At 53.3% G+C, this 25,824-nt stretch carries 29 protein-coding genes, 1 tRNA gene and 1 riboswitch; of the genes, 5 read left to right on the forward strand and 25 right to left on the reverse strand.

Annotated features, from left to right (window positions below):
• Positions 1-42 precede the first annotated feature (42 nt).
• The 8 genes from LA5095_RS13470 to LA5095_RS13505 all read right to left on the reverse strand — a co-directional run bounded on the left by LA5095_RS13470 (position 43) and on the right by LA5095_RS13505 (position 5,420).
• Positions 43-1,215, reverse strand: a complete 1,173-nt coding sequence (locus tag LA5095_RS13470; protein ID WP_055115831.1) for an isovaleryl-CoA dehydrogenase — start codon at positions 1,213-1,215, stop codon at positions 43-45.
• 26 nt (positions 1,216-1,241) lie between these two features.
• The gene (locus LA5095_RS13475; RefSeq protein ID WP_029061833.1) at positions 1,242-1,688 is read right to left on the reverse strand and encodes a GNAT family N-acetyltransferase; all 447 of its coding nucleotides are present in this window, start codon (positions 1,686-1,688) and stop codon (positions 1,242-1,244) included.
• Between the two features lie 3 nt (positions 1,689-1,691).
• Complete coding sequence (locus tag LA5095_RS13480) at positions 1,692-2,135, reverse strand: PaaI family thioesterase (RefSeq protein WP_029061832.1); 444 nt, start codon at positions 2,133-2,135, stop codon at positions 1,692-1,694.
• Positions 2,135-2,536, reverse strand: coding sequence for a MerR family transcriptional regulator (locus LA5095_RS13485; protein ID WP_029061831.1), 402 nt, complete (start codon positions 2,534-2,536; stop codon positions 2,135-2,137). Before LA5095_RS13485 ends, LA5095_RS13480 begins: the two co-directional genes overlap by 1 nt.
• Positions 2,537-2,624: 88 nt before the next feature.
• Entirely contained in the window at positions 2,625-3,335 is a 711-nt protein-coding gene (locus LA5095_RS13490) for a GH25 family lysozyme (RefSeq protein WP_055116811.1), read from the reverse strand.
• A gap of 51 nt (positions 3,336-3,386) precedes the next feature.
• Positions 3,387-3,830 (reverse strand): VOC family protein, encoded by a 444-nt coding sequence (locus tag LA5095_RS13495; RefSeq protein ID WP_235808755.1) that lies wholly within the window; start codon positions 3,828-3,830, stop codon positions 3,387-3,389.
• Positions 3,831-3,988: 158 nt separating this feature from the next.
• Positions 3,989-4,789: a glycosyltransferase gene (locus LA5095_RS13500; RefSeq protein WP_158510375.1), complete on the reverse strand. Its 801-nt coding sequence runs from the start codon at positions 4,787-4,789 to the stop codon at positions 3,989-3,991.
• 205 nt (positions 4,790-4,994) lie between these two features.
• Entirely contained in the window at positions 4,995-5,420 is a 426-nt protein-coding gene (locus LA5095_RS13505; protein WP_055115835.1) for an organic hydroperoxide resistance protein, read from the reverse strand.
• Between the two features lie 150 nt (positions 5,421-5,570).
• On the opposite strand from LA5095_RS13505, the gene LA5095_RS33450 reads away from it, so the two are divergent.
• The gene (locus LA5095_RS33450; RefSeq protein ID WP_082442402.1) at positions 5,571-6,278 is read left to right on the forward strand and encodes a MarR family winged helix-turn-helix transcriptional regulator; all 708 of its coding nucleotides are present in this window, start codon (positions 5,571-5,573) and stop codon (positions 6,276-6,278) included.
• A gap of 20 nt (positions 6,279-6,298) precedes the next feature.
• Here LA5095_RS33450 and mgtE read toward each other — a convergent pair whose 3' ends face one another.
• From mgtE to LA5095_RS13525, 3 genes are all read right to left on the reverse strand, one after another.
• Complete coding sequence (gene mgtE / locus LA5095_RS13515) at positions 6,299-7,714, reverse strand: magnesium transporter (protein WP_055115837.1); 1,416 nt, start codon at positions 7,712-7,714, stop codon at positions 6,299-6,301.
• Positions 7,715-7,868: 154 nt separating this feature from the next.
• Positions 7,869-8,210: a hypothetical protein gene (locus tag LA5095_RS13520; protein ID WP_055115838.1), complete on the reverse strand. Its 342-nt coding sequence runs from the start codon at positions 8,208-8,210 to the stop codon at positions 7,869-7,871.
• Between the two features lie 117 nt (positions 8,211-8,327).
• Positions 8,328-11,063, reverse strand: a complete 2,736-nt coding sequence (locus tag LA5095_RS13525; RefSeq protein WP_055115840.1) for a DEAD/DEAH box helicase family protein — start codon at positions 11,061-11,063, stop codon at positions 8,328-8,330.
• Between the two features lie 1,252 nt (positions 11,064-12,315).
• On the opposite strand from LA5095_RS13525, the gene LA5095_RS13530 reads away from it, so the two are divergent.
• A complete protein-coding gene (locus LA5095_RS13530; protein ID WP_055115841.1) occupies positions 12,316-12,627 on the forward strand; it encodes a hypothetical protein in 312 nt (103 codons plus the stop codon).
• Positions 12,628-12,820: 193 nt separating this feature from the next.
• On the opposite strand, the gene LA5095_RS32375 is transcribed toward LA5095_RS13530, so the two are convergent.
• Entirely contained in the window at positions 12,821-13,414 is a 594-nt protein-coding gene (locus LA5095_RS32375) for a PEP-CTERM sorting domain-containing protein (RefSeq protein WP_144435982.1), read from the reverse strand.
• 182 nt (positions 13,415-13,596) lie between these two features.
• Here LA5095_RS32375 and LA5095_RS32380 point away from each other — a divergent pair, with 182 nt between their 5' ends.
• The gene (locus tag LA5095_RS32380; protein WP_144435983.1) at positions 13,597-13,776 is read left to right on the forward strand and encodes a hypothetical protein; all 180 of its coding nucleotides are present in this window, start codon (positions 13,597-13,599) and stop codon (positions 13,774-13,776) included.
• Between the two features lie 223 nt (positions 13,777-13,999).
• Here LA5095_RS32380 and LA5095_RS13540 read toward each other — a convergent pair whose 3' ends face one another.
• From LA5095_RS13540 to LA5095_RS13555, 4 genes are all read right to left on the reverse strand, one after another.
• Positions 14,000-14,962, reverse strand: coding sequence for a peptidoglycan-binding protein (locus LA5095_RS13540; protein WP_145902522.1), 963 nt, complete (start codon positions 14,960-14,962; stop codon positions 14,000-14,002).
• A 752-nt stretch (positions 14,963-15,714) separates the two neighbouring features.
• Complete coding sequence (locus LA5095_RS13545) at positions 15,715-16,386, reverse strand: SOS response-associated peptidase (RefSeq protein ID WP_055115847.1); 672 nt, start codon at positions 16,384-16,386, stop codon at positions 15,715-15,717.
• Between the two features lie 899 nt (positions 16,387-17,285).
• Positions 17,286-17,672: a hypothetical protein gene (locus LA5095_RS32390; RefSeq protein WP_144435985.1), complete on the reverse strand. Its 387-nt coding sequence runs from the start codon at positions 17,670-17,672 to the stop codon at positions 17,286-17,288.
• A gap of 149 nt (positions 17,673-17,821) precedes the next feature.
• Positions 17,822-18,058: a tyrosine-type recombinase/integrase gene (locus tag LA5095_RS13555; RefSeq protein WP_268873253.1), complete on the reverse strand. Its 237-nt coding sequence runs from the start codon at positions 18,056-18,058 to the stop codon at positions 17,822-17,824.
• 199 nt (positions 18,059-18,257) lie between these two features.
• Here LA5095_RS13555 and LA5095_RS13560 point away from each other — a divergent pair, with 199 nt between their 5' ends.
• Positions 18,258-18,803: an imm11 family protein gene (locus tag LA5095_RS13560; protein WP_055115853.1), complete on the forward strand. Its 546-nt coding sequence runs from the start codon at positions 18,258-18,260 to the stop codon at positions 18,801-18,803.
• 250 nt (positions 18,804-19,053) lie between these two features.
• On the opposite strand, the gene LA5095_RS13565 is transcribed toward LA5095_RS13560, so the two are convergent.
• From LA5095_RS13565 to LA5095_RS13575, 3 genes are all read right to left on the reverse strand, one after another.
• Positions 19,054-19,545 carry a tyrosine-type recombinase/integrase gene (locus LA5095_RS13565; RefSeq protein WP_082442403.1) on the reverse strand — a complete coding sequence of 164 codons (492 nt, stop codon included), beginning with the start codon at positions 19,543-19,545 and terminating at the stop codon, positions 19,054-19,056.
• 76 nt (positions 19,546-19,621) lie between these two features.
• Positions 19,622-19,708 (reverse strand) — tRNA-Leu (locus LA5095_RS13570).
• 121 nt (positions 19,709-19,829) lie between these two features.
• Entirely contained in the window at positions 19,830-20,096 is a 267-nt protein-coding gene (locus LA5095_RS13575; RefSeq protein ID WP_055115856.1) for a FliM/FliN family flagellar motor switch protein, read from the reverse strand.
• 96 nt (positions 20,097-20,192) lie between these two features.
• Here LA5095_RS13575 and lipB point away from each other — a divergent pair, with 96 nt between their 5' ends.
• Positions 20,193-20,909, forward strand: a complete 717-nt coding sequence (gene lipB / locus LA5095_RS13580; protein ID WP_055115858.1) for a lipoyl(octanoyl) transferase LipB — start codon at positions 20,193-20,195, stop codon at positions 20,907-20,909.
• Here the strand turns inward: lipB and LA5095_RS13585 are convergent.
• The 6 genes from LA5095_RS13585 to LA5095_RS13610 form a co-directional block, all read right to left on the reverse strand.
• Positions 20,906-21,781, reverse strand: coding sequence for an NAD-dependent epimerase/dehydratase family protein (locus LA5095_RS13585; protein ID WP_055115859.1), 876 nt, complete (start codon positions 21,779-21,781; stop codon positions 20,906-20,908). The genes lipB and LA5095_RS13585 overlap by 4 nt on opposite strands.
• Position 21,782: 1 nt before the next feature.
• Complete coding sequence (locus LA5095_RS13590; RefSeq protein WP_055115861.1) at positions 21,783-22,649, reverse strand: glycosyltransferase; 867 nt, start codon at positions 22,647-22,649, stop codon at positions 21,783-21,785.
• 10 nt (positions 22,650-22,659) lie between these two features.
• Complete coding sequence (locus LA5095_RS13595) at positions 22,660-23,880, reverse strand: NAD-dependent epimerase/dehydratase family protein (RefSeq protein WP_055115863.1); 1,221 nt, start codon at positions 23,878-23,880, stop codon at positions 22,660-22,662.
• 143 nt (positions 23,881-24,023) lie between these two features.
• Positions 24,024-24,308 carry an acylphosphatase gene (locus LA5095_RS13600; protein ID WP_055115865.1) on the reverse strand — a complete coding sequence of 95 codons (285 nt, stop codon included), beginning with the start codon at positions 24,306-24,308 and terminating at the stop codon, positions 24,024-24,026.
• Positions 24,309-24,388: 80 nt separating this feature from the next.
• Entirely contained in the window at positions 24,389-25,303 is a 915-nt protein-coding gene (locus LA5095_RS13605; RefSeq protein ID WP_055115867.1) for a DMT family transporter, read from the reverse strand.
• Between the two features lie 77 nt (positions 25,304-25,380).
• A riboswitch (FMN riboswitch) is annotated at positions 25,381-25,534 on the reverse strand.
• 51 nt (positions 25,535-25,585) lie between these two features.
• Positions 25,586-25,822, reverse strand: coding sequence for an HAD hydrolase-like protein (locus tag LA5095_RS13610; RefSeq protein ID WP_055115869.1), 237 nt, complete (start codon positions 25,820-25,822; stop codon positions 25,586-25,588).
• Positions 25,823-25,824: the final 2 nt, after the last annotated feature.

The raw sequence follows: 25,824 nt of genomic DNA on the forward strand, positions 1-25,824 counted from the left end.
TCCTCTGCCCGATGCTCCGTTAAAATCCGGCTTGTTTTCACATCATGTGGTTTTGTTGAAGATCTCCCGCCCGATCAGCATCCGGCGGATTTCCGACGTCCCTGCCCCGATCTCGTAAAGCTTGGCATCGCGCAAGAGACGTCCCGTGGGGTATTCGTTGATATAGCCGTTGCCGCCGAGAAGCTGGATGGCGTCGAGCGCGACCTTCGTTGCATTTTCCGCAGCATAGAGAATAGCCCCCGCAGCGTCCTCTCGCGTTGTTTCTCCTCGGTCACAAGCTTTTGCAACCGCATACACATAGGACTTGGTGGCGTTCATCGTGACATACATGTCCGCAACCTTGCCCTGCACGAGCTGGAAGGTTCCTATGGGTTGCCCGAATTGCTCGCGCTCATGCACGTAAGGAACAACAACATCCATGGCCGCCTGCATGATGCCGACGGATCCGGCTGCGAGCACGGCGCGTTCATAGTCGAGACCCGACATCAGGACGTTGACACCCTTGCCCACTTCTCCAAGAACGTTTTCTTCCGGCACTTCGCAGTCCTGGAAAACCAGTTCACCTGTATCGGAGCCACGCATGCCCAGCTTGTCGAGCTTTTGCGCAACGGAAAATCCGGAAAAGTCCTTTTCGACCAGAAATGCGGTAATTCCCTTCGGGCCCGCATCCGGGTCGGTCTTGGCGTAGATGATCAGCGTGTCTGCGGTGGGACCGTTGGTAATCCACATCTTGGTACCGTTGAGAACGTAGCGGTCACCTTTCCTTTCGGCGCGCAGCTTCATCGACACGACATCGGATCCAGCCCCTGGTTCTGACATGGCCAGGGCACCGAGATGTTCGCCGGTGATCAGCTTTTCCAGATACCGTTTTTTCTGGTCTTCGCGCCCCCAGCGTCGCAGCTGGTTGACGCAAAGATTGGAATGGGCGCCATAGCTCAGTCCGACCGAGGCCGACGCACGGCTGACTTCCTCCATCGCGATGCAATGCTCCAGATATCCGAGTCCGGAGCCACCCCATTCTTCCTCAACAGTTATGCCGTGCAGGCCGAGTTCACCCATTTCCGGCCAGATTTCCCTCGGGAACCAGTCTTCGCGGTCTATCTTTTCGGCGAGCGGTGCAATCCGGTCCTGACTGAAGGAACGAACCGTGTCTCGAAGCATGTCGGCGGTTTCGCCCAGGTCGAAATTGAAACCGGGAAAATCGTTGCGAATCATAATCTTACCTCCCGACGCACCTGTCCTCAGGAACGTACGTAGCGAATGTAGTCACTCAGCTCGCCGATTCGATCGTAGAGCATCTGAGCGCGTTTGTTGTCTTGATTTGTATGCCAGTAGACCTTGCCGTTTGCGCCTGGCTCCAGATCCGCAGCAGTGTAGACGGCCTCGATGAGTTTTCGGCCGGCACCGCCCCCTCTGACCTCCGGGCTCACGTAGAGGTCCTCAAGGTAGCAGACCTGATCCAGTGACCAGGAACTGTCATGAAACAGGAAGTGGACAAAACCGACGATCCGGTCCTGCTTCTCCGCGACAAATGCACTATGGGACCCGGCTGAAAGCAGCCGCTCGAACAGGCCGTCGGTCACCTCTTGCGAGAGATCCTGCTGATAGAATTCCAGGTAGCTTGCCCAGTGTTGCTGCCACGCCGACTTGTCTGTCCGCGCCAGTTTTCGAACCAAGATGTCTGACATCGATCAATCCTTTACGCCGGAAACGCTCACCAATGTGAACAGGCCGGTAGCCACATGAACCTGCAGACCGTCGTCCAGCCCGTAGACATCTGCCTTGGCAATGGTCAGCGTCTTGCCCGGCTTGACCACACGCCCCCTGGCCAGAAGGACTGGCTGGTTCGCCGGGTTCAGCAGGTTGATCTTGTATTCGCTGGTGAGAACACCGAAGTCCGCAGCGAACAGGGAAAGCGCAGCATAACCGGCAGCGCTGTCGGCAATCGAAGATGTTGCCCCGGCGTGGAAAAAACCGTGCTGTTGTGTCAGTTCCCGGCGCATCTTCAGTTCAATATCAACGGCACCGGGTGCAAGATGCACCAGTTCCGCACCCAGATGCGTCATGAAGTCCTGAGCAGCGAAACTGTTCCTGACGCGGGTGTTCCAGACAGGGTCTCTGGGGCTGAGATCCATCACTCGGTCTCCACATGCATCTTGGTATGCAGTTCGCTCATGCGCGCTTTCGCACCGCTTTCCACCTCGTCGAGTTCGAGCAAGGTGAGCTCGATGTCCCGCTGTTTTTCGAGCAGTTCCTCTCGACGCGCGGCGATTCTCTCAAGCAGCAGTCGCAATTGTCCGGTTTCACCCGGTGAGCTGCCGTACATCTCGATCATTTCCTTGATTTCATTCAGGGAAAAACCGAGCCGTTTGCCACGCAAGATGAGTTTGATGCGCGTCCTGTCCCCTGGCGTATACAGACGCTGTCTGCCACGTCGCTGAGGTAACACCAGGCCCTGCGCCTCGTAGAAACGCAGGGTACGCGTCGTGATGTCGAATTCCTGTGTCAGCTGGGTTATCGTGAAATAGCGCTGCATGCCCGCTCCTTGTTGCCGGCACATTTCAGCCTTTTTACGTTAAAGTCAATAGATCAATTTTTTTCTATTATATTCAATAATTTAACTTCTATGATCGCAGTTCATCGATGGTCAAGTCAGCGTTCAGCACATTCATATCGACATTGCCTGAAATGCCTTCAATCGTTCCGCTGTCCTGATACTGCCAGAGGATCCAGTCCTTGGTGTAGGACGGCGAGTGCCAGATCGAGCGGGTCCACAAACGCCGGTTCAGACCCTGTCCCTTGAGATAGGTCCGGAAAAACTCTTCCGGCGCATAAAAAATGACCTGTTTTCCTGCCGATCGCTCAACCAGGGTAACGAAATCCGAAATCTCCTGAAGAACCTCGTCTACCGGCGGGCGCTTGGTGCAGTTTCCGGTAAATTCCAGATCCAGGACCGGCGCCAGCATCTGTGGGTCATCCGGCAGCACACTCAGAAAGTTTTCCGCCTGTTCCTGCCCCGGCTTGCACAGGCTGAAATAATGATAGGCACCTCTGGCCAGTCCGGCCGCTCCGGCACCAGCCCAGTTCTGCACAAACGCACTGTCCTTGAAGTCGCCACCTTCGCTGGCCTTCATGTAGACGAAGGCGACATCGTCAGCAGAAACCTTGTTCCAGTCGATTTCACCGAGATGATGTGAAACGTCGATGCCGCGTTTCGGAAATTCGTCCCGGTCCGGTTCCCAGTTCATGAAAAAAAACGCTGCTCCTGCGATCGAAATAACGCCTCCAACCACAACGTAGAACACCGTGCGAAAAATTGCCTGCAAGAACTTCATATTGCCACCCACACCCTAGGCGACACGAACTTGCCGGAAATTTCTTAAAATTCACGATAGAAAATTCGGCCAGAGCGGCGGTGCAGCCAATTCAAGGATGTTGCCGTCGGGATCCTTGAAATAAAGGCTCGTTCCACCGGCAGGCCAGACGACTTCGCTGATGACCGAAACGTCATGATGCTTCAGGTATTCGCGCCAGGCCTGTAACTCATCCGTCGATATATGAAACGCAAAATGACCATGCCCGGCAGTATCGTGCCCGGGGACGACCCCACCCGGCGTCGCAACATCTTCCCCGGTATGGCCGCGATGAAAGACGAGCAACGTCTGGGCCGGGCCTGCGTTATAGGCAAAGAGCCTGTCACCGGCCACCATACGTTCCAGGCCCAGGACATTGCTGTAAAAAGTATGTGCGGCTTCCATGTCATCAACATAGACGGCGGTTTCCAGAATGCCACCGACCTTCGGCGGCTTTACTTTTAAACCAATTCTCACTTGAAGCCTTTCGAGGAAGTTTCCGATCCAGCCTATAATCTACTATTTTCGTCAATGAAGCGATTAGTCTCCACCTCAATCAATCATTGTGGCGCTAAAGGGCGAAAGAGAGATTCGAATTTAAATGTGGGTGACAATTTGGAAACACAAACCATCAATTAGCCGGATTCCACATGGTTGATATTTTTCTCTTTCAACTCGAGAATGCGAGACTTTCTCGTCTGATCGTAGTTGGGAACAGTCAAATACCTTACGTGAGAACCTAGTATATTACGATCACCATGTCCGTTAAAATTTATACCTACCTGGTCAATTTGGAGTTTGGGGTTTTCCTCGAGAGCAGTCCAAAAGGATTTGGTGAAGATGCCCGGTCCAGTCAATTGGAGTATCGCGTTTTTTGGTCTTTCAAAATTCCGATTGGCAAAATAATGCGCATAACTGCAAATATTTTCGATAACAGTTTTTAAAACAGGGCTGTTTTTCTCAAATGCAAACCCCCATTGCGCTACAAATCTGTCAGGATGGGCGACCCGGTGCAGAATGCTTTGATTTGGCAATATCCTGTGTGAACCCGGCTCGAAACAGACCATTCCAGCAGCATCTTCACTATGTAGATTCTTTAGAGGAACCGATACTGACTTGTTAATATCAAAATAATATCCTCCGCGCTCAAATAACAAACAGTAACGAAAGATATCGACTTTCATCGGCCCCAATACGGCACCTTTGTAGATGTCAAATATCTTATGTTCACTCCACCTTTTTTTCATGTACTCATCTCTGTCAGAGGCAAGTATCAGGCAAAATTTCAAGTCTAAGTTTAATAGCTGAAAATCTCTTAAAGATTTCAAGTGATTTTTGCCAAATTCGTTAAAGTCCCAAGTCTGATAAACGACTTCGGGAATTCTGTTACTCGAAACAAATGGTTTATCTACAGAAAAACATGTTTGAAGATCCATTGGCTTCAATGGAAATTCCGTTAAATAATCTAAGTACTTTCCAAATCGCTTTTTTACAGAGTTCCTTATTCGCCTCATACTGCCCTCGCCCTTGCACTAGCAACGCAAGCACCAAATGACTCAAAGGAATTCAATCTTCAAGTGCAAATTTCAACGTGAAGAGCGTTTCGATTAAGAGCGAAGCGGTCGTCGTCGTCACCACTTTCTAAGTAATCAGCAATTTGACATTGATGTTGTTGCGGGTCGCATTCGAATACGGACAGACCTGATGCGCCTTGGCAACAAGGTCCTCTTTCACCTGACCGTCCAGACCCGGAAGTGAAATTTCAAGCGCAACTTCCAGACCGAAACCGCCCTCGGATCGCGGTCCGATTCCAACCGTCGAAGTTATTGATGTGCCGGCTGGTATTGCGACACCTTCCTGTCCACCGACGAATTTCAACGCGCCGATGAAGCAGGCCGCATAACCGGCCGCAAACAACTCCTCGGGATTGTTGCCGGCGCCGCCGGCACCACCGAGTTCCTTTGGAGTGGTCAGATCCACCTTGAACGATCCGCTCAGGGTTTCGGCCTTGCCGTCACGCCCGCCCGTGGCCCGCGCCCGGGTCTCGTAGAGAACTTCCACCGTCATCTCGTTTCTCCTTATCAGTCTGAAAAACAGACATTTTTTATCAGGATATTTTCAACTTATATCGTGCACGATATATTTTACACACATATACTGGGGCTGCAGTAGCGTCAACATGTTGCGACCATATCGCGCACGACTTATAAGTTTCGAATGAGTGAGACGACAGATCAGATGTCTCTGTTGGACGCGATCGGTATTTCCGCGCCCGAAGAGACCAAAAAACCCAAAAATGACACGTCTGAAAAAGCGAAAGCATCTTCAGGACAGCCATCGCGCAAGCGACCCGTGCGCACGAAAACCTCCAGGAAGTCCGGTGCTGATCCGGACCCCATTGAAGAGGTCCAGGAGAACGCGTCGGGGAAAACTGAACGAGCCGACGGAACGGTTTCTTCAGCTGTTGACGACGGCATTCCGGATGCAACGGCGCCATTGCCGCTGGATCGGTATCTTTGTTTCGCCCTTTACTCGGCGAACCATGCCATGCACGGCGTCTACAAGGGATTGCTGAAGGAGATTGGGCTCACCTACCCCCAATTCCTTGCCATGACCGTGCTTTGGGAAACCAACAACGTGCCGGTAGGAAAAATCACCACCAAACTGCAGCTAGATACCAATACACTGACACCATTGCTGAAGCGACTGGAAGCGATGGGTCTGGTGACGCGGACGCGCAACACGAAAGACGAGCGCCAGGTCATTCTCAAACTCACCCGCAAGGGTCGGGCACTTCAGAAAAAAACCGAGCATTTCGGCACTTGCGTCCTCTCGTCCACGGGGACCAGCATCGAAGAGGTCATGGATCTGCAAGGCAGGATCATGAAGCTGCGTGACAATCTGCGAGCAGCCGGATCGAGCTGACGGAAATCAGGTTCTGGAGACTAGAACGGTAACCCGAACCAGAGCGCTGCAATCCCCAGAAATGCAAAAAACCCGACGACATCGGTGACCGTCGTGACGAATACGCTCGAAGCAATCGCAGGATCGACGTTCAGCCGGTCAAGCGCGATCGGGATCAGCAGGCCGGAAAACCCGGCAAAAAGCATGTTGATGATGATTGAGCCGGCAATCACCACACCGAGACCAGGACTTGCAAACCAGACCCAGGCGGTTATGCCGATCAACAGCGCCAGGGCGACACCGTTCACCGCACTCACCAGGATTTCACGGTTGAGGACGCGCAAAAGGTTCCGGGCGCCCAATTCCTGTGTCGCGATGCCGCGCACGGCCACCGTCATTGTCTGGGTTCCGGCATTCCCGCCCATGGACGCCACGATAGGCATCAGGACCGCGAGGGCGACCATCGCCTCGATCGTGTCCTCAAAAAGTGCGATCACCACGGATGCGAGAATCGCAGTTCCGAGATTGACCACCAGCCACGCAAGACGCGAGCGCGCAATCGTGACGACCGTGTCGGAAATCTCTTCATCGCCCACCCCGGCCAGGGCACGCAGGTCCTCTTCCGCCTCTTCCTGAATCACGTCGACAATATCGTCAACCGTCAGAACACCGACCAGGCGTTCGTTTTCGTCAACCACAGCAGAGGAGACCAGATTGTAGCGCTCGAATCGTCGGGCGACCTCTTCCTGGTCCTCCGTTGCCAGCACCGCCTGCCGCGTCTCCTCCATTATCGAGGTGACCTTCTCGGCACGTTTGGTCCTCAGGATCTTGTCCAGGTGAACAGACCCCAGCAATTTGAAGGCCGGATCCAGGACATAGATTTCGTAGAAGCTGTCAGGAAGGTCCCGAGCTTCCCGCATGTAGTCGATGGTCTGTCCGACGGTCCAGAACGGCGCAACGGCGATGAATTCGCTCTGCATGCGCCGGCCGGCGCTTTCTTCGGGATAATCAAGTGCTTTCTTGAGCTGCGCACGGTCGGCATAGGGCAGTTCTTCCAGGATTGCCGCCTGATCGTCTTCATCCAGGTCTTCCAGAATGTAGACGGCATCGTCGGAATCAAGGTCTTCCAGACCTTCTGCAATGACCTCGTTGGGCAGGTCTTCCAGAACCTGTAGGCGAACGGCTTCGTCGGTCTCAGTCAGCGCCGTATAGTCGAACTCGTCCCCCAGCAATCGGATAAAGGCGGCGCGTTCATCGGCATTGAGCGTTTCCAGAAGGTCGCCGGTGTCAGCCTCGTGCAGATCGCCGGCAAGCTCTTTCAGCGCAACCCTGTCATCTCCTCCGATCGCCGCCTCGACAGCAGCGATGAAGTCCGGATTGAGATGCTCGTCCTCGTCGCGCACTGGGATTACGGGTTCCGGAGAAGGCGTGACGTCAAGCTCGGCCGCTTCGCTCATCCATTGCCTCCCTCGATCTGAATTACCCGTTGCTGCTGTCCAGAACTAGCCTTTACCGGTACAAAGCGCCACAGCAAATGCGGCACCGGTCCACAGGCGCTCCCCGTTTTGGCCGGAGCGACTTTGAGCAGTTTTTCAAAGCGGTCTGAATAGTTCAATATCCGGCGCAAGACCTGCTGCGCGCTGCGTTCCTGAGCTGTGTCAGATAGTCCTGCGTCTTCTTCGGCAAGATGGCTTCGCTGGACGAAATGCAGCGATCCGCCCGACTGAAGGCGCGTTTCGCGCGCGTGCTCTTCAGACACACCCTGCCCTCAGCCAGCGTCTTTTGCTCGACATACCAAAGTTGCTGACAGGTCATCGCACCGAACCGGCCCGGATCGGTAGCAAAGGCCTGTGACGAGACTGGCGCAAGCAGAACAAAATGAGCCAGACCAATTGTGAAGAGCAAGCCGGAAGCGGTACGTCTTGATGAGGAGAAGACTCTGGTGGGCATCATTGGCCTGACTTGTTGCAAAATTCTTCAAGCTTGATTGACGGCAATTGTCGGGAAACAACTCTGTTTTTCCAAGGGCACTGAAACTCCAAACACGGAGAGAAAGCGCTCACCGGAAAATCACTCCCAACGACCCAATAGCTCCGCATGAGGCACAAAATGTGACGCATATGCATCAGCACGTGCTTGCAGGAGAATTCTGCGCCCTTCTTTCGACCTGACCGAAACAAGATCGGCGGACGAAACAAGATCAGTCCAGCGTTCCAGAAACACCTCCGCAAACGCCCTTTTTCTGGCGATCCTGTCCGGAACCGGGTGGTAGTCGACTGTCTTCTGGCCGAAGAGGCCGACACGGCGAACGATCATGTATTTTGGATTCTCAATTGGCCCCAGCAATTGCTTCATGGCGTCCAGAAACAAGGCACATTCCTTGGCATCAGCGCCCTCGACCGTACAAAAATAGTCACCATGATGCGCTCTGACGCTGAGCTTCAGTTTCTCCTGAGGTGTCTTGATGTCGCCGGTGTGGATCATCGTCTCCAGGACGGCCTGACCCAGTTGTGCCAGGTTTCCGCGCAGGGTTCTGTTTTGAATGGTCAGGCGAACCGTGCGCAAAGGGTTGCCTCCCATTTTCAGCACCAGGAAAAACACCACGACAAAAGCCAGACCCAAGAATGCGGTGAAACCTGGTGGTTGATCCTTGTGTGGCAAAATCGCGAGAAATACCGCTCCTAGAAGTGTCCCCAATCCAAGCGATCCGATGTTGCTCCGGTAGACCCAGGTCTGAGGAGCCCTGCGCACTGTTACCATGCGTTTCAGGAGGGCTTTGTCTCCAAAGTTCTCCAGAGCCTTGTGCCATCGCTCATAAAGCAGGTCCCGGTTCGCGCATCTGGTAAATGACCCCGCATTCTGCTGGTCCGGGGTCTCGCTGGTCCAGCCGGATGCGGGAAAAGCCATGCGGCCCATGCCCGTTTCAATGTAGGGCGGATCTGCAACACTCAGTCCCTCGAATGCCCGGAACCGGCGACACAGATCATCCCAATCATCACCCAGCAGCCTGCTCAGGTAGCCAGGAGTGGGTGTCGTCGTTTTGAGCGGGTTGAGGGAACGGATGTCTCTCTGCACACCATCCAGTGAAAATTGCTTTTCTAGGCTGTTCACGCACGCCAGATGCCAGATGTTCGCGGTCTTGTTCGGCTTGTCAGGGTCAATCCGGATTGCCCGTCCCCGCATCTGGTTGGACAGCATGAACGAGCCGACCGTGGTGGCAAGCACCAGACTGTTGATGCAAGGCGCATCCCATCCCTCGCCCAAAAGCGCCTGTGTTCCGACGAGGATCGTAACGCCTCCCTTTTCAAAAACCTCGGTCACAAGGTGAACGATTTCGTGTCGGAAACGCGATTTCAGATCGATCTCCGCGTAGTCAGCATCGTGTGGCAAGGATCGGAGTTTGAAATCCTGTTTTCGAATACCCTTCTGGGCCGCAGCGGTCTCAAACAATGGAACGGCGTCGACAGGCAAAATCACCAGGGAGCCGGTGAGCAATCCGACCTTGTAGAAATAGTCGCCCTTTTCCCGAAGCATCTCGAAAAGCGGAACCGCTCCAATTTTTACCGGTTCATAATGGTGTTGTCCCGGCGACGGTGCCAGATCGCGGTAAATGTAGTCCGTGAGCACCACCATGCGCAGCGCTTGCCCGAGACCGGAGCTTTCCGCTGCGACAATGGATTGAATGCTCTGGATCTTGCCGAGACTGTTTCTCAGGCACCGGTCGATTTCCTCCACCTGGGCCAGCATGGGTTTTCCGCGCCGCAACGCCCCGAAGGATCGAAGATCCTTCAGGATTCTCTGCCTTAACCCATTGTCTTCGAACCACTTTGACGCGTCCCCGGACGTAATGCCGGTGACCAGGGTTTCCAGAAACTGGCGATCCAGTGCAGGCAGATCCTTGTTGGCCGTTGCAAACAACGCAAGCGCGTCCCCGGGAACAGGTCTTCGTGCTGCCTTCAGAAACACCAGTGCTGCAATAAAGAAGGCGGAATTCGAAAAAATCTCGTCTTCGTGTTCGAATGGCGCTGAAAACCAGGGAATGTTTTCAAGGCACGAAAGAAATGTCGCATCATTCAACAGCGCATGCGCAAAGGCATTCAGGCTGTTCCAGAATGCGTCGATGAAGTCCGTTTCGGAGGAAGTCGGCGAGGACAGGCAGATGAGGTCCTGATGCGGACAAAGATCACCGGCCCTGACCAGTTCGGGAACCGAGATCTCGCAATCGATTGGACCGCACAGATCTTCATAATTTGCCCATTCCGAAGCGCTGACGTCGTAGGGAGGCGTGGCTGTCAGGGCAACCGTTGTCACATCACTCGACAATGCTTTCTTCAGATCGACAAGAGATCTCTGCCAGTCCTTGCGCAGGTGATGCGCTTCATCGAAGATCAGGGTGCCAACGCCGGCATCCTTGAAGTGACTGATCAGATCCAGGTTCGCGGTATCAACCGCCTCGCCGGTTTCTTCATCGACCGCACCGGCAAGCGCGGCATGAAACCCCTGATAGGTCGTGATGGTGAGCAACTTCGGTCGCCTGACATCCAATGAGATCCAGCTCTGGTCCGCCCCGTCCTCAAGAAACAGGTCCACAAGTCGGTTTTTCCATTGGTTCCGGATCGCAAGTGACGGCGCAAAGACAATCGCAGGCTTTGCAAGCCTGCGCATGACTTCCAGTCCGAGGACGGTTTTGCCGGACCCCGGCGCGGCAACAACATGAAGCTGCGCGTCATCGAGATGGGACGTCAGCTCATCAAGAACTCTTTGCTGATAGGTCCGCCAGGGATGTTTGAAATCAAGGTTCTTCAACGCTTACCCGGACATTTCTCGGAATTGAAACAATACAAACCCAAAGTAGCCCGCATGAGCCTGCCTTGAGTAGCCCGGCAACCACAAAGATCCACAGCGCAGGTGAACACTCGCCACGCAAACGCACAACCCCGACCTGATTTTCAGACCATTGGTGGCAAGAGGTCATCATGCTGAGGAACTTTCGGTAACTCGAAATACCGGTCAACAAACAATCGCAAGGCTGCACCAAATGACGAAGTTGTGGAAGGCTCAACAAGCAAGAACCGGCCAAATGAATGGTGCGGTCGAGAAGCTCCCCTTAACTGGGTTTTCTCTTATTTTCCAATACCTGAATCCCACGTTGTCATAAGATGTTATGTCTATTGTTATGTCTTTTGCTATGTCCACCGCACCGTCATTAAAGTAAGCAGAACCGCTCCTCATGAGTCTTTGATAATTTTCAATACGATCGCATACTTTTTCCTGAAACTTGCCACAATGATTTGATTCCAAAGGGTGTAATTAGACAAAGCCACTTCCAAGATTTACACTTTAGAGAATATGTTGATTTACTTACTAATAAGGATATTTAACAATCGCCGACCATAAGAAGCCATTATGTAAAACGTAAATGCTATGCAACATATCAGTATTTTACTTACATATCTCGAGTCTCCATTATACGTTAAATAGATAACAATATAAAAAATCCAACAAATAGCAAAAATAATCAACTCTACTTTCATTGATGCTTCTTTTATTTTCATAATATTATCCACTCACATAACAGGATCCCATTACATTAGATTTCACACTTCCTCTACCTCCAACTCAAGCACTTTTTTTGTGACTCTATCCATGAGTTAACCGTAAACAAATCGTGTCCAGTCTCTAGATGAATTTGGTTGTCAGCGACCTGTATGACTTCAGATGACACAGACGAAATTCAATTCTCGCCGCAGCCTTGGCTCCTCTAGAGTCTCTTTGAGTATTCAGAGCACTTCACCGCCTTGACGCCATCAGGATAGATCTTAATGACCGGCATAGATGCGAAGTCCAAATGAGCGCAGCAACGCGTTGCGAATATGCAATTGGCGCAAAGCCCGCCTTTTGGCTGAAACATGGCTCTCGGCTCCTTATGAGTCACGGTTAAAATTCAGACAGCGGCCGCATCGGAAAGGTTGAACTACTGCTTCGAGCCCTTTTTGCTCGTCACATGGCAAGTATCAGGTTAGGTTCTCGTAGAATTTGGAAGGAAGAAATAGATCTAATGCCAGATATTTACGAACTCATTCTTTGCGACATTTCCGGCGAGCATAAACCTGTTGCCGCATTTCAGTCAGAACGCCCCTTTATGCCACTTCACGTTGGCGAACGCTTTGACGATCATGGTTGGGATCGCCTTGATGGTGTTGGGAAAATCGGCACACCTGAGGAACCGATCCGTTACCTTGTGTTTGCAACCAAGCATGTCGTCTTCGAGCTGGACGGCAAGACGACCTATCAGTTCTGCGTCGACCTACAGCCTTATAGCGGCCCACGCTCACCGGCTTGGGGGCACCACAATCCAGTCGTACAGTAATGCGCTTCATCGGATGGCAGAAAAGTCCGCAATGCTGACCTACGTGGTTGATTGATCGCCTTCGGAGGTTCCACCGAAAGCGGTGTTCTGCGCTCGCTCCTTAGGAGTCAAAGTTTCAGTCCAACTATGTTTTCATCTACTGAAAAAAAGGCGCTCCATTGGAGCGCCTTCATTTCTACTATCCGCGGAAATACTATGCGGCGGCGCTCTTTCTGCGGCGCCAACCGGCGATACCAAGCAGACCAATCCCACTGGCAAGAAGAGGTAGAGCCGCCGGCAAAGGTACTACGGTAGCGCTAGGGTCGAACACGCTCAGGGTTAGTGTGTAGTCAATTGTACGGGTAAGCGGAGCCGTGCTACCGCCTACAAAGCCTCCCGAATCTATGAAGAAACGAGCTTCTGAAGTACTAAAATCTGCAAACACAAAAGTATTTACACCAGTGTTCAGCGGTCCAGAAAGAATCCCACCGCCGACGAGTGGAGTGCCGGAACTGTTAACAAATCCCCCGGACGGACCAGTCACATTAAGAGTCAATGATCCGTTTGCGAGAAAACTGCCGAAAGGTAGAAAAAAATCATCCACGTCGTTTGAAAAGACAGAACAACTCGCACCAGCACTACATGTTGACACTGCCTGCCCTGTGATCGTAGTGGTTCCCAAGCCAATATTTTGGACGAAAATCGGGACAATATCTCCATCGACCGCTTCATTGTAAGTCAATGCGCTTGCATGAGTTGCAAACAGCAACGCAGTCGCCGCCACGGCGAAAGACAAGAATCTCTTCATATTCAAATCCCCTGTTCCTCAAAGGATTACACGACAGATATGTACGGGAGTCAATTTGGTCACGCGCGCCCTGGATCAACCACAGCGCGAGACTGATCGATCGGCTCCTTATGAACCAAGCGCCAATTTCAGAGCTTCCAGCACTTGCCCTTTTGTCACGGTCATCGAATAGGCCCCTAATCGTGAAAAAGTTTCCGTCTCCCATGATGGAGTTGCTCACCGCGTCGGGTGAATTCAAACGCAGCGCAGAGGCAGCATATGCCACCCAGGATGTTTGCGATCATGCGACAACCGATGAAGTCCTTGCATCCGGTGGTCCCGACTTCATGGCCGGGCAGCAAACCGATGAACCTGCCGAATGACATTGGACCACTCGCATGGCACGTCAACAAGCGTAATCAGAAAGGCCCCTCCTTACACCGTGAACACAAGAGGGAAATGACGTGAACATGCCGGGAAGCCTTGCAGAAAACCTGCAACATGTTGCCGGACGATGAGAACAAAGTAAGGCAAGTGTGCCCATCATGGATCTGGTGCAACACTTACAAAGCGCTGATGGCGTGGCGAATTCAAAACCCACGCACCTTAAAACCGTGAGACGATCCGGCTTGCGCTGCGATCATCGAAAAATGCCCGCAAAACGAATTCATCGACCCAGACACATGTCACTCCGGCGATGGAGCCCGCGCCTTTCATCACTTTAGGCAATCGTCCCGAGCTGTCGTATATCAGGTAGAGCGTGATGCCCAAAACCTTGTTTTTTCCCAAAACGGCAACCCAATGCCCAATTGACGGGCTAATCACATTGTTGAGCGCAACCATGGCAGGCGATCGCCCCGCATTTGTTCGCTCATCCAGAAATTCAATCAATTTGTTTTCAGTTGCGAAATTGCCGGAAGTCATATCGCGCAGTCGGAACCCACTTGCGCCCAGGCTTTCCAGATACCGCGCAGCATCCAGGACATGCAGGTCTTTTCCGGTGTTTTCCTTCCCGTGATCCTTCTCATCAATCGTTTCGTCAAATTTGTCGCGCGCCGCCAGTGCATCGTCGCGGTCAAAGCTGATCGAGGTCGGACCGAAAGAGGAATTTTCTGTTGCTGCCACGGCGTAGCCTGCAAAATAGCCGCAATCCGCGCCACCGGGCAGAGTCTGCTTTGCATTGATGAGATTGGGTCTATTGTTGAGCGCGGCCCTCAGTATCTCGCGCTCGACAGCCATCATGGCATGATCAAGGGCGGGCCATGTCTCTTTTGTGCCCACGATCCCGTCAATTGTCGGGAGCTTGAAGTTGTCCTGAAAAATAACAACCCGCCCTGCGGTGAGACGGCCGTATTTCCCATCCGTTTCCAGTAGCAGATCACTGTCCTTCAGATCACTGAAGGTTTTATGGCCCATTTTGGAAAGGGCTTTACCGCTTGGAGAATAGTGTTTTTGCAGGTTTTGCACTTTTGCGATCATATTCAGATTATTCTGGAGCACTTCGACAGTAAATGACTCCGTATAATTCTTTAGCAATGGCCAGTACTTGGGCCCATCAAAATCTGGCATTGTGCACGTCCTTTCCATCAATTCGTCTGCAATAAATCTGCGTCAATACTTGCGCACCAGTTAGCGCGATACCCCGGTGTCCAGCGTCTTGCCAGTCCCTCACCGATTAAAACACTTCCGGCCGATCAGCCATCCAGAAGGATTACCAAGATCAACAGGCGTTGGTATCGATCGCGAACACTTGAGTCTTTCCCTCTCACCCCTGACTGGCTGATCAACTCCTGCATTCTCGCTTTTGCTGCTCGCCCTTGTTCAAGTTCTTACAGGCATTTCGGGCTGTAGATCTCTGGCATCTCAATTCCGGACCGATTTGGCACTGAGAAACCCTCAATCACATCGAAACATTGACTTCGAAACAGCGCAAGAAGTTGTAGAAATTCTGATGCTTGCCAATTACTTAATGCGAATTCTCGATGTGCGGCGTGCTGCGGCAGAGACTGGTTAGAATGTTCATTGTGTTGCCTTTCTTTTTTCGGCCCTGCACCTAGAACATTGCAGGAACAAATACGAGATCCGGCATGACACGTCGAAGCGGTCGAAGGACCATCAACAAAGATCCAGCCCTTGAAAAACCCGGTTCCGGCCGCACCGGCGCAGTCCAGGTCATGTGTCAGGCAATGATCGGCTCGCCAGAATACAAAAGCGCCGGCTAAGTCGCCGACACTATTGATGATCTTGCTAAGAAGCTCACCGGTGACCGGACGCACTTTCACGCAGGGCCGGCGTCGACAGCTCCGAAGGATTGAAGCCGGTTATTCAATCCGTTCGATCAATCCAGGGTCGTTCCCCGTCCTGGACGAATTGACCTCCCGACCAACACGATAGAACTCGAAGCTTGCTCCGAGATTGTTGGACAGAAGCGCCTTGGCATCGCTCACTGCCGTAGCCGGATCCAGCCAGGCATCATAATGCTCGGGCGAAAGCACGATCGGCATGCGGTTGTGAACCTGATCGATCGGCGAGACGGCCGCGGCTGTCAAGATCGTGCAAGACGTGACTTCGGCATTGGTATTGTAGGCCCAGAGTCCGGCAAAAGAGAACGGCGAACCATCAGCGAGATGGATGAACCAGGGATCCTTGCCACCGTCATCGCCCTTGGTCCACTCATACCAGCCGTCCCCCGGTATCAGGCAGCGTTTTGATTTGTAAGCCTCCCGGAAGGACGGTTTCTTCTCAGCGTCTTCCGACCTTGCATTGAACATTGGGTACTTGCTCTGAAGTTCTTTTGCCCAATGTGGCACGAGCCACCAACGCCCTTCGGAAACGACTTGAGATCCTTCTTTGTCGAGATGCACGAACGGCACATCCTGTGTCGGCGCAATGTTGTAGCGAGCCGCGGTGTTGCGCTCCGCGTCCTTGTCGTTCAATCGGTAAAGCGCATGAATTTCACGCCACGGTTTGGCAAGAGTGTAACGACCGCACATGACTGGAGAGCCTCCCTGTTAGTGCGGCCATTAGAGACAAGTGGACACACAATTGAAAGCAGCACTGGTCATGTCTATGACGCAGCAGGGTTTGCGCCAATTGAGTACAGAAGTTGAGATTTCAAAGAAGTGCAACCTAGGTTGCGCGAGCTCTCTGGCCCGGATATGGTTACACCCAACAAATAATGATTCGTGCTGGGGCAACAATGACTTACAAACTTTTTGCAATTGGATTTCTTGTGACTTTTGGCCTTGCTGGTTGCCAGTCCGTTGTTTCCTCAAACCCTTCAAACGTGCTCATACAATACGATCCAGCAGCGCACGACGTAGCGAAAATGGCAAGCTTGGCGCAAGAAGAATGCCAAAAGCACAATAAGGACGCTGTGTATTCAGCGACGATTCCTTCGGCCGGCTGGGCGCTGCCAACAGCTTCTTTCAGGTGTGAATAGCCTAAGAATTAGCGCTACCTACCACATCCTTGCCGCGATCTGCCGTTCTTCCGGCCCACCGCCTGAGCATAGATCGCCGTTGTCTTCATGTCAGCATGACCAAGCCAGCGTTGCAGCATGTGCAGCGGCACGCTCGAGGCGATGGCGTGGATACCATAGGCATGCCGCGACTCCTTCGAAAAAAGCCTTCGGTTCGGTAATGCGAGCAAAGGATATAAACGCAATGGTTGTCTTTATCCATTCCGCACCATAACTTGCAACCTGACAATCGACTAACGGGTCAGTTCCACGTCAATTGTATCGCAACCAGGTTTAACCAAAGGTCGGTCAATGTTTTGCTACTTCGTGGTGACGCCGGATTTCGGAGATAACGGCAAGTGCATACTGTCGGATCACAACGCAAAAAAGATGATCATATTTTGCAAATTTGGCATCACCAAAGACGGCGACCTAGATGCTGTCAGGTCCGGGTATAGAACGCATAACCCGACATTCAGGTTTCTGAAATTTCAATTTAACGAGAACATAGTCGGCCAGCAGATCACCGTTGGCGCCCAAGGTGGTCAAACTTTCACTTTCACGAAAGACCTTGGTAAAGACTTGCAGAAAATTTTGCTTTCCGGGCCATTTGGTCAAGTCGGAAATACTGAGTGGATGTGTACCGATAACATAAATTTCACTATAAATGTATTCGACTATCTTCTTAAGAACTTTGATGTAAATCACAAAATTATCTCCAAAGATAATGTCCAGGAATTTGGCCGCAATATCTTTAATTTTGGTCGCCGCGGTGCCGCACCACTTTAAAGCGAACTCAATTCCAGTGGAACGTGACACTGAGCAAATTAACCGTTTTTATTGAGTGCTGTTGCGCCCGTTCGACCATGCAAGACGAGCTTACATTTTGTCCCGCATGGCTCCAGTAGTTCAACATGCATCAGTTTCGCGTGTCACTCTGAAAGAGGACACTGGTTGTGTAACGCTCTTCACCACATCCGCGCCGCAATCTGCCGTTCTTCCGGCCCGACGGCCTGAGCATAGATCGCGGTTGTTTTCATGTCCGCATGACCAAGCCAGCGTTGCAGCATGTGCAGCGGCACGCTCGAGGCGATTGCGTGGATGCCATAGGCGTGCCGCAGCCCCTTCGGATTGGCCTGTTGTCCGGTGATGCCGGCAACGGCCATGACGTGTTTCAGATGCCGCCATGTAGTTGACCGGGACACCGACCAGAGCGGCGCGGCCTGGTCGCCGGCGAACTCGGCCGCTTGTGGCGAAGATGCGCACTGATCTCGGGGCGAGCATACAGGGCTTCGGAAATTGACGGACGTTCCACAGCACCCAACAGAGCGAGTTCAGGAATTCACTCCAAACGTGCTAGAGCAAACAAGCATATCGAAATTTGCATAGCATCAGGAAAGCACGATGAGCAGTGATTTTGTCTGGAGTTTCAACGCTAAAGGAATGGGACGTCCGTTTGTTGAACGACGCTATCTCGATGGTGATACATCGATGATAGAATATTTGGATACAACTCTTGATGTTGGCCTAAATCCACTCTTTGAACCAGGTAGAACTTATGCTGGCCGCGCTGTCAAATCAAAGTATGTCCCCACAAAAATGGAATGGAGAAGCACAGAAAAATTGCCTCCAGATATCTTATTTCACAGGAATATATTATTAGTTTCCGAGAAAGTTAAATATATTGTTGAGGATATTGATGAATACGTGCATCAGTTCTTTCAAATACAAATATACCTTGAAGGCGGTTCGTTAGCGAATCAGATGTTTTTTTTCAATATTTGTACGCGAATAGACTCCATGGATAGGGAACGTACGACTTCAGATTTTGATGGACGCGTATGGCTACCTGGAATTGGTGAATTTGCTTTTTCAAAAAAACGATTGGAACGCATAATGTATGGATTGACAAACATGTGGACCCTGGGCGGTTCATCTCTAATTCTTTGAAGAAAAAGCTAGAAGAGGCTGACGTAACCGGTCTTTATCTTGAGAAATTTCCTTTATACTGAGGTTGTACCAATCGTCATTGTTCAGAGTCGATGCGCCCAGTGGCGCAATCCGATGGACATGATGGTCCAAGGCTCCTCGCCTTCGAAAGGAAACACCTATGCTTTTCTGGATTGTCGTGGTTGTGTTGGTGTTGATCGTCGTCGGAGCTGTTGGCTACTTCTATCTCGTCAGCCAAGCAACTTAGGCATTACCACATCCTTGCTGCGATCTGCCGCTCTTCCGGCCCGACGGCCTGCGCATAAATCGCCGTCGTCTTCATGTCAGCATGACCAAGCCAGCGTTGCAGCATGTGCAGCGGCACGCTCGAGGCGATCGCGTGGATGCCGTAGGCATGCCGCAGCCCCTTCGGATTGACCTGCGGTCCGGTGATACCGGCAACCGCCATGACGTGTTTCAGATGCCGCCAGGCTGTCGACCGGGACACCGACCAGAGCGGCGCGGCTTGGTCGCCGGCGAACTCGGCCGCGAACACCTTTCCGAGATCCTCGACCAGGGACTGCGGCAACGGGATTTCCCGGAAGACGATCTTGTTCCGCTTTTTCAGCGCGCGGATCGACACCACGCCCGTTTGCACCTGGAAGCTCTGAGCCGTACGCGACAAGGCTTCTGAGAGCCTGCAGCCGGAATAGGCGATCACCCGGCAGAGAAACCGTCTCTCCGATAGGCAAAATGCGTCAATCGACTTCCCAAGCGTTGCACTGAATCAAAAAGGCCGCTCGAAAGCGGCCTCTTGAGACATGTCCCAATCAAATGAATGGTGCGGTCGAGAAGACTCGAACTTCCACGGGTTTTACCCCACAGCGACCTCAACGCTGCGCGTCTACCAATTCCGCCACGACCGCATATTCGATTGTTTCCCGAAGCTGTCAGCGTCGAGGCGCCCCGTGTAGCAAAAGGAATTTGGGCGCGCAAGAGCCGATGTCGCAATAATTCACAGGCGCACGAATTTTCTTCACGCCGGGGTTACAGCGGACCGTCGATCCGCATCGGTCTGATTTCCGGCGGACGCATCAAAACCTCGGTGATCGAGATTCCTATCCGCTCGCCAAGCAGCACGACCTGCCCACGCGCCACCAGCGTGTTGTTGGCGTAGATCATGACGTCGTCGTCCTCCGACACGTCCAGATCGATTACAGCACCACGGCCCATGCGCAGAAGCTGATGAACCGGCATTTCGGATTCGCCAAGCACCACGGAAATGTCGACTTTGATTTCGTCAAAGGTGGTCATAAGACACCAAGATCCTTAAATAGGGCGGAACCCGCCAGCGCCCCACCATATCACGGCCCGGCAAGCCAGCTCAAAAAACAAAGAAGTGTCATCCACATGTCACCAGCCGATAGAGACGAGATTTCCCTCAGTTTTCTGCCGAAATCCGGGTCTGACCCGGTTGAGTGGAGAATTTCGGACGAGCTTGTCGACTATGAAACCGCGCTTGCAGAAATGGATGATCGGGTCGAGAGAATCATTTCCGGAAAAGCGCGCGAACAGGTCTGGCTGCTGGAACACCCCCCGCTTTACACCGCCGGAACCAGGGCGGAAGACACTGATCTCGTCGCGCCAGACCGCTTTCCCGTCTACAAGACCAAGCGCGGTGGCCAGCATACCTATCATGGGCCGGGTCAACGTGTAGCCTACCTGATGCTGGACCTGAAACGGCGCAAACAGGACGTCCGGGCCTTTGTTGCCGCCGTAGAGAGCTGGCTCATCAGCTCCCTCTGGCACTATCACATCCGTGGCGAGCGCAGGGAAGACAGGGTCGGTGTCTGGGTACAGCGTCCCGAAAAGGGTGCAGTAACGGAAGACAAGATCGCGGCAATCGGGATCCGGCTTCGCAGGTGGGTCACCTTTCACGGGATCAGCTTCAATGTCGAACCCGAACTCGAGCATTTCTCCGGCATCGTGCCCTGCGGAGTGACCGATCACGGTGTTACCAGCCTGGTCGATCTCGGCATTCCCGTGAGCATGGCAGAAAACGACATGATCCTGCGCGCCGAGTTCGAAAAGGTTTTTGGGCCGGTCGTTTCCGCTGATACCGACTAGACCTCGGTCCTGCAACAGCAGGTTTCCAGGAACGAACTCAACCTGGACACACCGCCGGGCTTCCATCCGAGCGCGTGCAGTTTCTCCGTGTCCATGGTTCCCGGCAAGGCCGCAGACTTTGGCGGCAGTTCGCCTCCCTGGCCGCAGGTAGCCCGCAGCATTTTCAGCAGCGTGTGTCGATCAAGCACAAGATCGGAAACGTTGAACACTTCAAAGTTTTTTGTCTCCGGGGAACAGGTAGTCGTCAAAGCAACCGCCGAGGCAAGGTCGTCGCCATGGACTTCTGTTCCGCATCTGGGATCGACCGGACTGCCGGACAGAAAGTCATCGAACAGGCCGGACCATTTGTGAGATGATGCGCCGGGGGCAAGCCCATAGATGCCGGTCGCTCGGAGCACGGTTCCGTAAAATCCGCCGTCGCAACAATCCGCCAGCAATTTTTCGCCGGCCAGCTTGACCTTGCCATAAAGCGTGTCCGGCGACGGATCGTCGGTTTCCAGCAACACCTCGCCAGCCCGATGATCACCGTAGACAGCCCTGCTGGAAAGAAAAACAGCCTTTCGGCAGCCGGCCTCTCTTGCTGCCGAGAAAAGTGCCTTTGTTCCCTCGACATTCAGATGCCGGAACCGTTCCGGATCCTGCCCTTCCCCGCCGCGGAACTTGCCCGGCTCATGCCTTAGGGCACAGTGGACGACCACGTCTGCAGCGGGCAGCACAGGTGCGGGGTCTGAAAGATCATAGGGAGAATAGGCGACCGGCAATTCCTTGATCGGAGCCCGGCCAAGGGCCGTGACACGGTGTCCTTTTCCAAGCATGTGGCTGGCAACAAAACGCCCGACCGTTCCGCTTGCACCGGTGATCAGAACATGCATCTCAGGACGCCTGTTGCTCGGCCCAATCCGCGGGACCGGGCAACCGGGTTGTATCCGCCGGCATGCCGTCTCCCGTCGCAAAAGACTGCCAGAGTTCGATCAGCGGCCGAAGCCGTTCGGCCTTGTCGTGCGCTGCCTGCCACGGCTTTTCATACTGGTAGTGGAGAATATGGATCTCCTTCCAGCTCCAGAGATCGGGCAGATTAAACCAGACATATTGCAGCATGTTGTAGAAAACCGGCAGCCCGTGCCAATCGGGAAAGTGATTTTCCAGAAAAGTCTGGTCGGTCCGCCTCCAGAATGCGTCCGGCCGGTCCAGTGCCGTCAGCATGTTTTCATAAGTTTCCAGGCTTGGCCGCGCGGTGAAAACACCGCTGTTGAGACGGTGAAAATCGGCAAGTCCTTCATAAACATTGGGAGCTGCGCTGAATTCGGGATAGTCGAACAGCCTGTCGCAATTCTGCAGGACCAGCGCGTCGGCATCGATGAAGACCACGCGATCATATTCCGCAAGCTGCCACAGGCGGAGTTTTACGAAGTTGTCGAGCGGCGTATGAAAGACCGGCTTGCCACCTTTCGTGAAAGGCGCAGCCCTGTGCAGGCGGCCTTTCTCGTGCCTTTCGTTGAAATCACCGGAGGTCGGCAGCCGATCGCAGCGTCCCAGGCGTGGTTCGAAGGACTTCAGCGCGACAAGATCTTCATCATCGACGCCCGGCGTGTAAAGCACGACCAGGTCGGCTTCGGTATTCGTCCGGCGGAGCGACCTCAAGAGAGCCGTTGCCCCGAGCACGTAGTCCCGATTTGTTACGAGGCTCACATAGGCATTGCGAGCACCGGCCGGGCGATCGAACTGAGGTCCGTTTGCCATCTGCCTGCCTTCAGGAAACTGATTTCAGACGCGGATGCTCCGGATCAAGCTCGATTTCGGAGGCGATTTCCCGTGTCCAGGCAGAAACCGCTGGCACCCGGCTGCGATCGACGCGGTAGGCGAAGGCCTTGGCCACATCGACAACTTCCTCAAGCAGGCCGTCTTCGAGCCGGATCGGATCAAGGCCCAGCTGAAGAAACTGTCCGTTTTTGACCACAAGATCGTTTTCAGCTGCCTCTTTGCGCGGATTGGGCAAGTAAGCGACCTTTGCATCCGTCAGACGGGAAATCAGCTCCGCGAGATCCCTGACGCGGTGTGTTTCCGTCATCTGGTTGAACACTTTCACACGGTCACCGCGCTGAGGTGAATTCTGCAGCGCAAGTTCGATACAGCGTACTGAATCCTGAATATGAATAAAGGCCCTGGTCTGGCCTCCGGTACCATGTACGGTCAGGGGATAACCGATCGCTGCCTGGATCAGGAACCGGTTGAGCACCGTGCCATAGTCGCCATCATAATCGAACCGGTTGATCAGCTGTTTGTGGCGCCGTGTCTGTTCGGTATGCGTGCCCCAGACGATTCCCTGGTGCAGATCGGTAATCCTGAGACCGTCATTTTTCGCATAGAACTGGAAGAGAAGCTGATCGAGGCACTTGGTCATGTGATAGATCGACCCGGGATTGGCCGGATATAGGATCTCCTGAGCGGCCTTCTCGCCCGAAAGCGTCTCAACTTCCACATCCAGATAACCTTCCGGAATGGCAGCACCGACACTCGAATAGCCGTAAACACCCATGGTTCCGAGGTGAACCAGATGCGCGTCAAGTTCAAGCTCGACCATCGCATTCAGCAGATGATGCGTCGCATTGACGTTGTTGTTGACGGTGTAGTTCTTGTGCTGGTCCGATTTCATCGAATAGGGCGCAGCACGCTGCTCGGCAAAATGAATTATTGCGTCCGGGCGATTGTCGTCCAGCCAGCCCTTGAAGACCTCATAATCTTCCGCAATGTCGATCAGATGGAAATGGATTGTCCTTCCGGTCTCCTGCTTCCAGATGCGCGTGCGCTCCTGGATGGAGTCCATCGGCGTGAGTGACTGTACACCCAGCTCGGCATCGATCCAGCGGCGGCTCAGATTGTCGATGACATGAACTTCGTCGCCCTGGTCGGACAGATGCAGGGATGTAGGCCATCCGACGAAACCGTCACCACCGAGAATCGCAATCTTCACGAGAAGTCTCCCTAGTTAGGCAGCAAAGAACAAAAGCGCCGATCTGATTGTTGCACACGAGAAATCAGATCATTGCGATAATTCAATGACAATTCAATGCCAAATCTCCCAATTGATACACAACTTGGTGGAATCACAGGCCCTTACGCAGTATCCCTGATCTCGAATGATCCGTTTGACGGCTCAACAACGTCGAGTTCGTTCACAGTCCTTACCCTGGCAAATCTCGGGCCGTGCCACACCGCATCGAGCATGTCCGAGACAGTCTCCTTGTTACCGGAAAACACCGCCTCCACCGCTCCCGATTTCAAGTTGCGCACCCAGCCGGACAGATCCCGGGCAATGGCCTCGTCGGCACACCAGGCCCGATATCCGACACCTTGAACCCGGCCTTCGATCAGCACATGAATGGTCAACAAGTCAGACATTGTAACCCTTTCCAATGGAAGCGGAGATCTTAAATCAAGCTCGCCTGGGTCGGAAATGCCACTTGTTCAATAGCAATTGGTCAAGGCTTGCCATGTGCAGCAATCTCGGAGCTCGTTCGCTTTTTTTCGTCCAGCATGACCAGCAGCGACGCGCCGACGATCACAAGCGCTCCCGGCCAAAAGGTACCCGTGGGAGCAAAACCGAACGCAAGGAAACCGACAGCGATATTCAACGGCAACTTCAGATGATCGAAAGGCTGTACAAACGCTGCGTCCGCACTCTGATAGGCCAGTGTCAAAAGGTAGTTTGCCAGAACCGTCAGGATACCGGCGCCGACCAACAGCCACAGCGCTGCTCCCGGTGGCACAAGGCCTCCTTCGCCCAATGCCAGGAGCGCGTTTACCGGTGTTAAAAGAAGAAGCAGATAGACCGTTATCGAATCCGCGTTCTCACTTGCCGTAAGTTTCTTTGTCACGAGAGATGTTCCGGCCCAAAACGCTGCAGCTCCGAGCGGTAGCAACGCGCCCCAGTTGAATGTTTCGGTCCACGGTTCGAGAATTACCATTCCTCCACCGAAGCCGGCGATTGTTGCAAGCCAGCGAACCGGTCCAACGCGCTCTTGAAAGAACAGTTTCGCGCCAATGATGACGAAGAAAGGGGATGTCATGACGAGTGCAATGGCCTGCCAGATCTCAACGCGTGCAAGGCCGGCGACCCACAACTGGATTCCGATCACCGCGAGAAAACCGCGGAACAGATGCCAGCCGATTTGTTGTGTTTTCAAGGCGGAAACACCGCGACGCAAAACCCAGGGCAACGCCACGGCCAGGCCGATTGCATATTGCCAGAAAGCTGCGGAAGTCGATGACACCCCGAGTTGCATCGTCGATGCCTGAAGGGCACCGTTGACAAGTGCGAAGGACGCGCCCGCCCCGACCATTGCCAATGCTGCGAACAGCGGTTTCCTGGAGGAAAAATTGTATTGTGCCGACATTGTCCATCTCGTTCCAGTTGTTCGTCCAGAACAGTCTCAAAAGACACGTGTCAGCGGATCCGAAAGTCGGACCGTAACCAAGTTCTCTATCATCCGGACTATAACCGTCGGCCCCGGCATCTCACCGGATCTGCTGACCCTCGGCATTCGCTGAACCTGCCAAGGCGCTCGCGGGCTCCAGGTTTCCCTGATACCGCCGGTGGGGACTTTCACCCCGCCCCGAGAACTGTTCTCTTACGGCTTATCTATCCGGGAAAAGCATGAGTGACAATGCCAGTCGGGCTACTTTTTCAGTATCGCTGAAATATCGGTAGGGTTCTTGGCAATCAGAACCGGATTCTCGGCTTCGAATTCTGTTCGACTTCCATCGCCAGAGAGAACACCGATACCGGCAACGCCGTTCTCATTTGCGCCGATAGGGTCATGTGTCCGATCACCGATCTTCGCCATGTCTGCAGCAGACAACACTTTGCCGCCGGAGTATGTGCCACAGGTCTGCCCGGTCAAACCTGTGGCCACTC

It is taken from the genome of Roseibium album, from assembly GCF_001404515.1.
GTDB lineage: Bacteria > Pseudomonadota > Alphaproteobacteria > Rhizobiales > Stappiaceae > Roseibium > Roseibium album.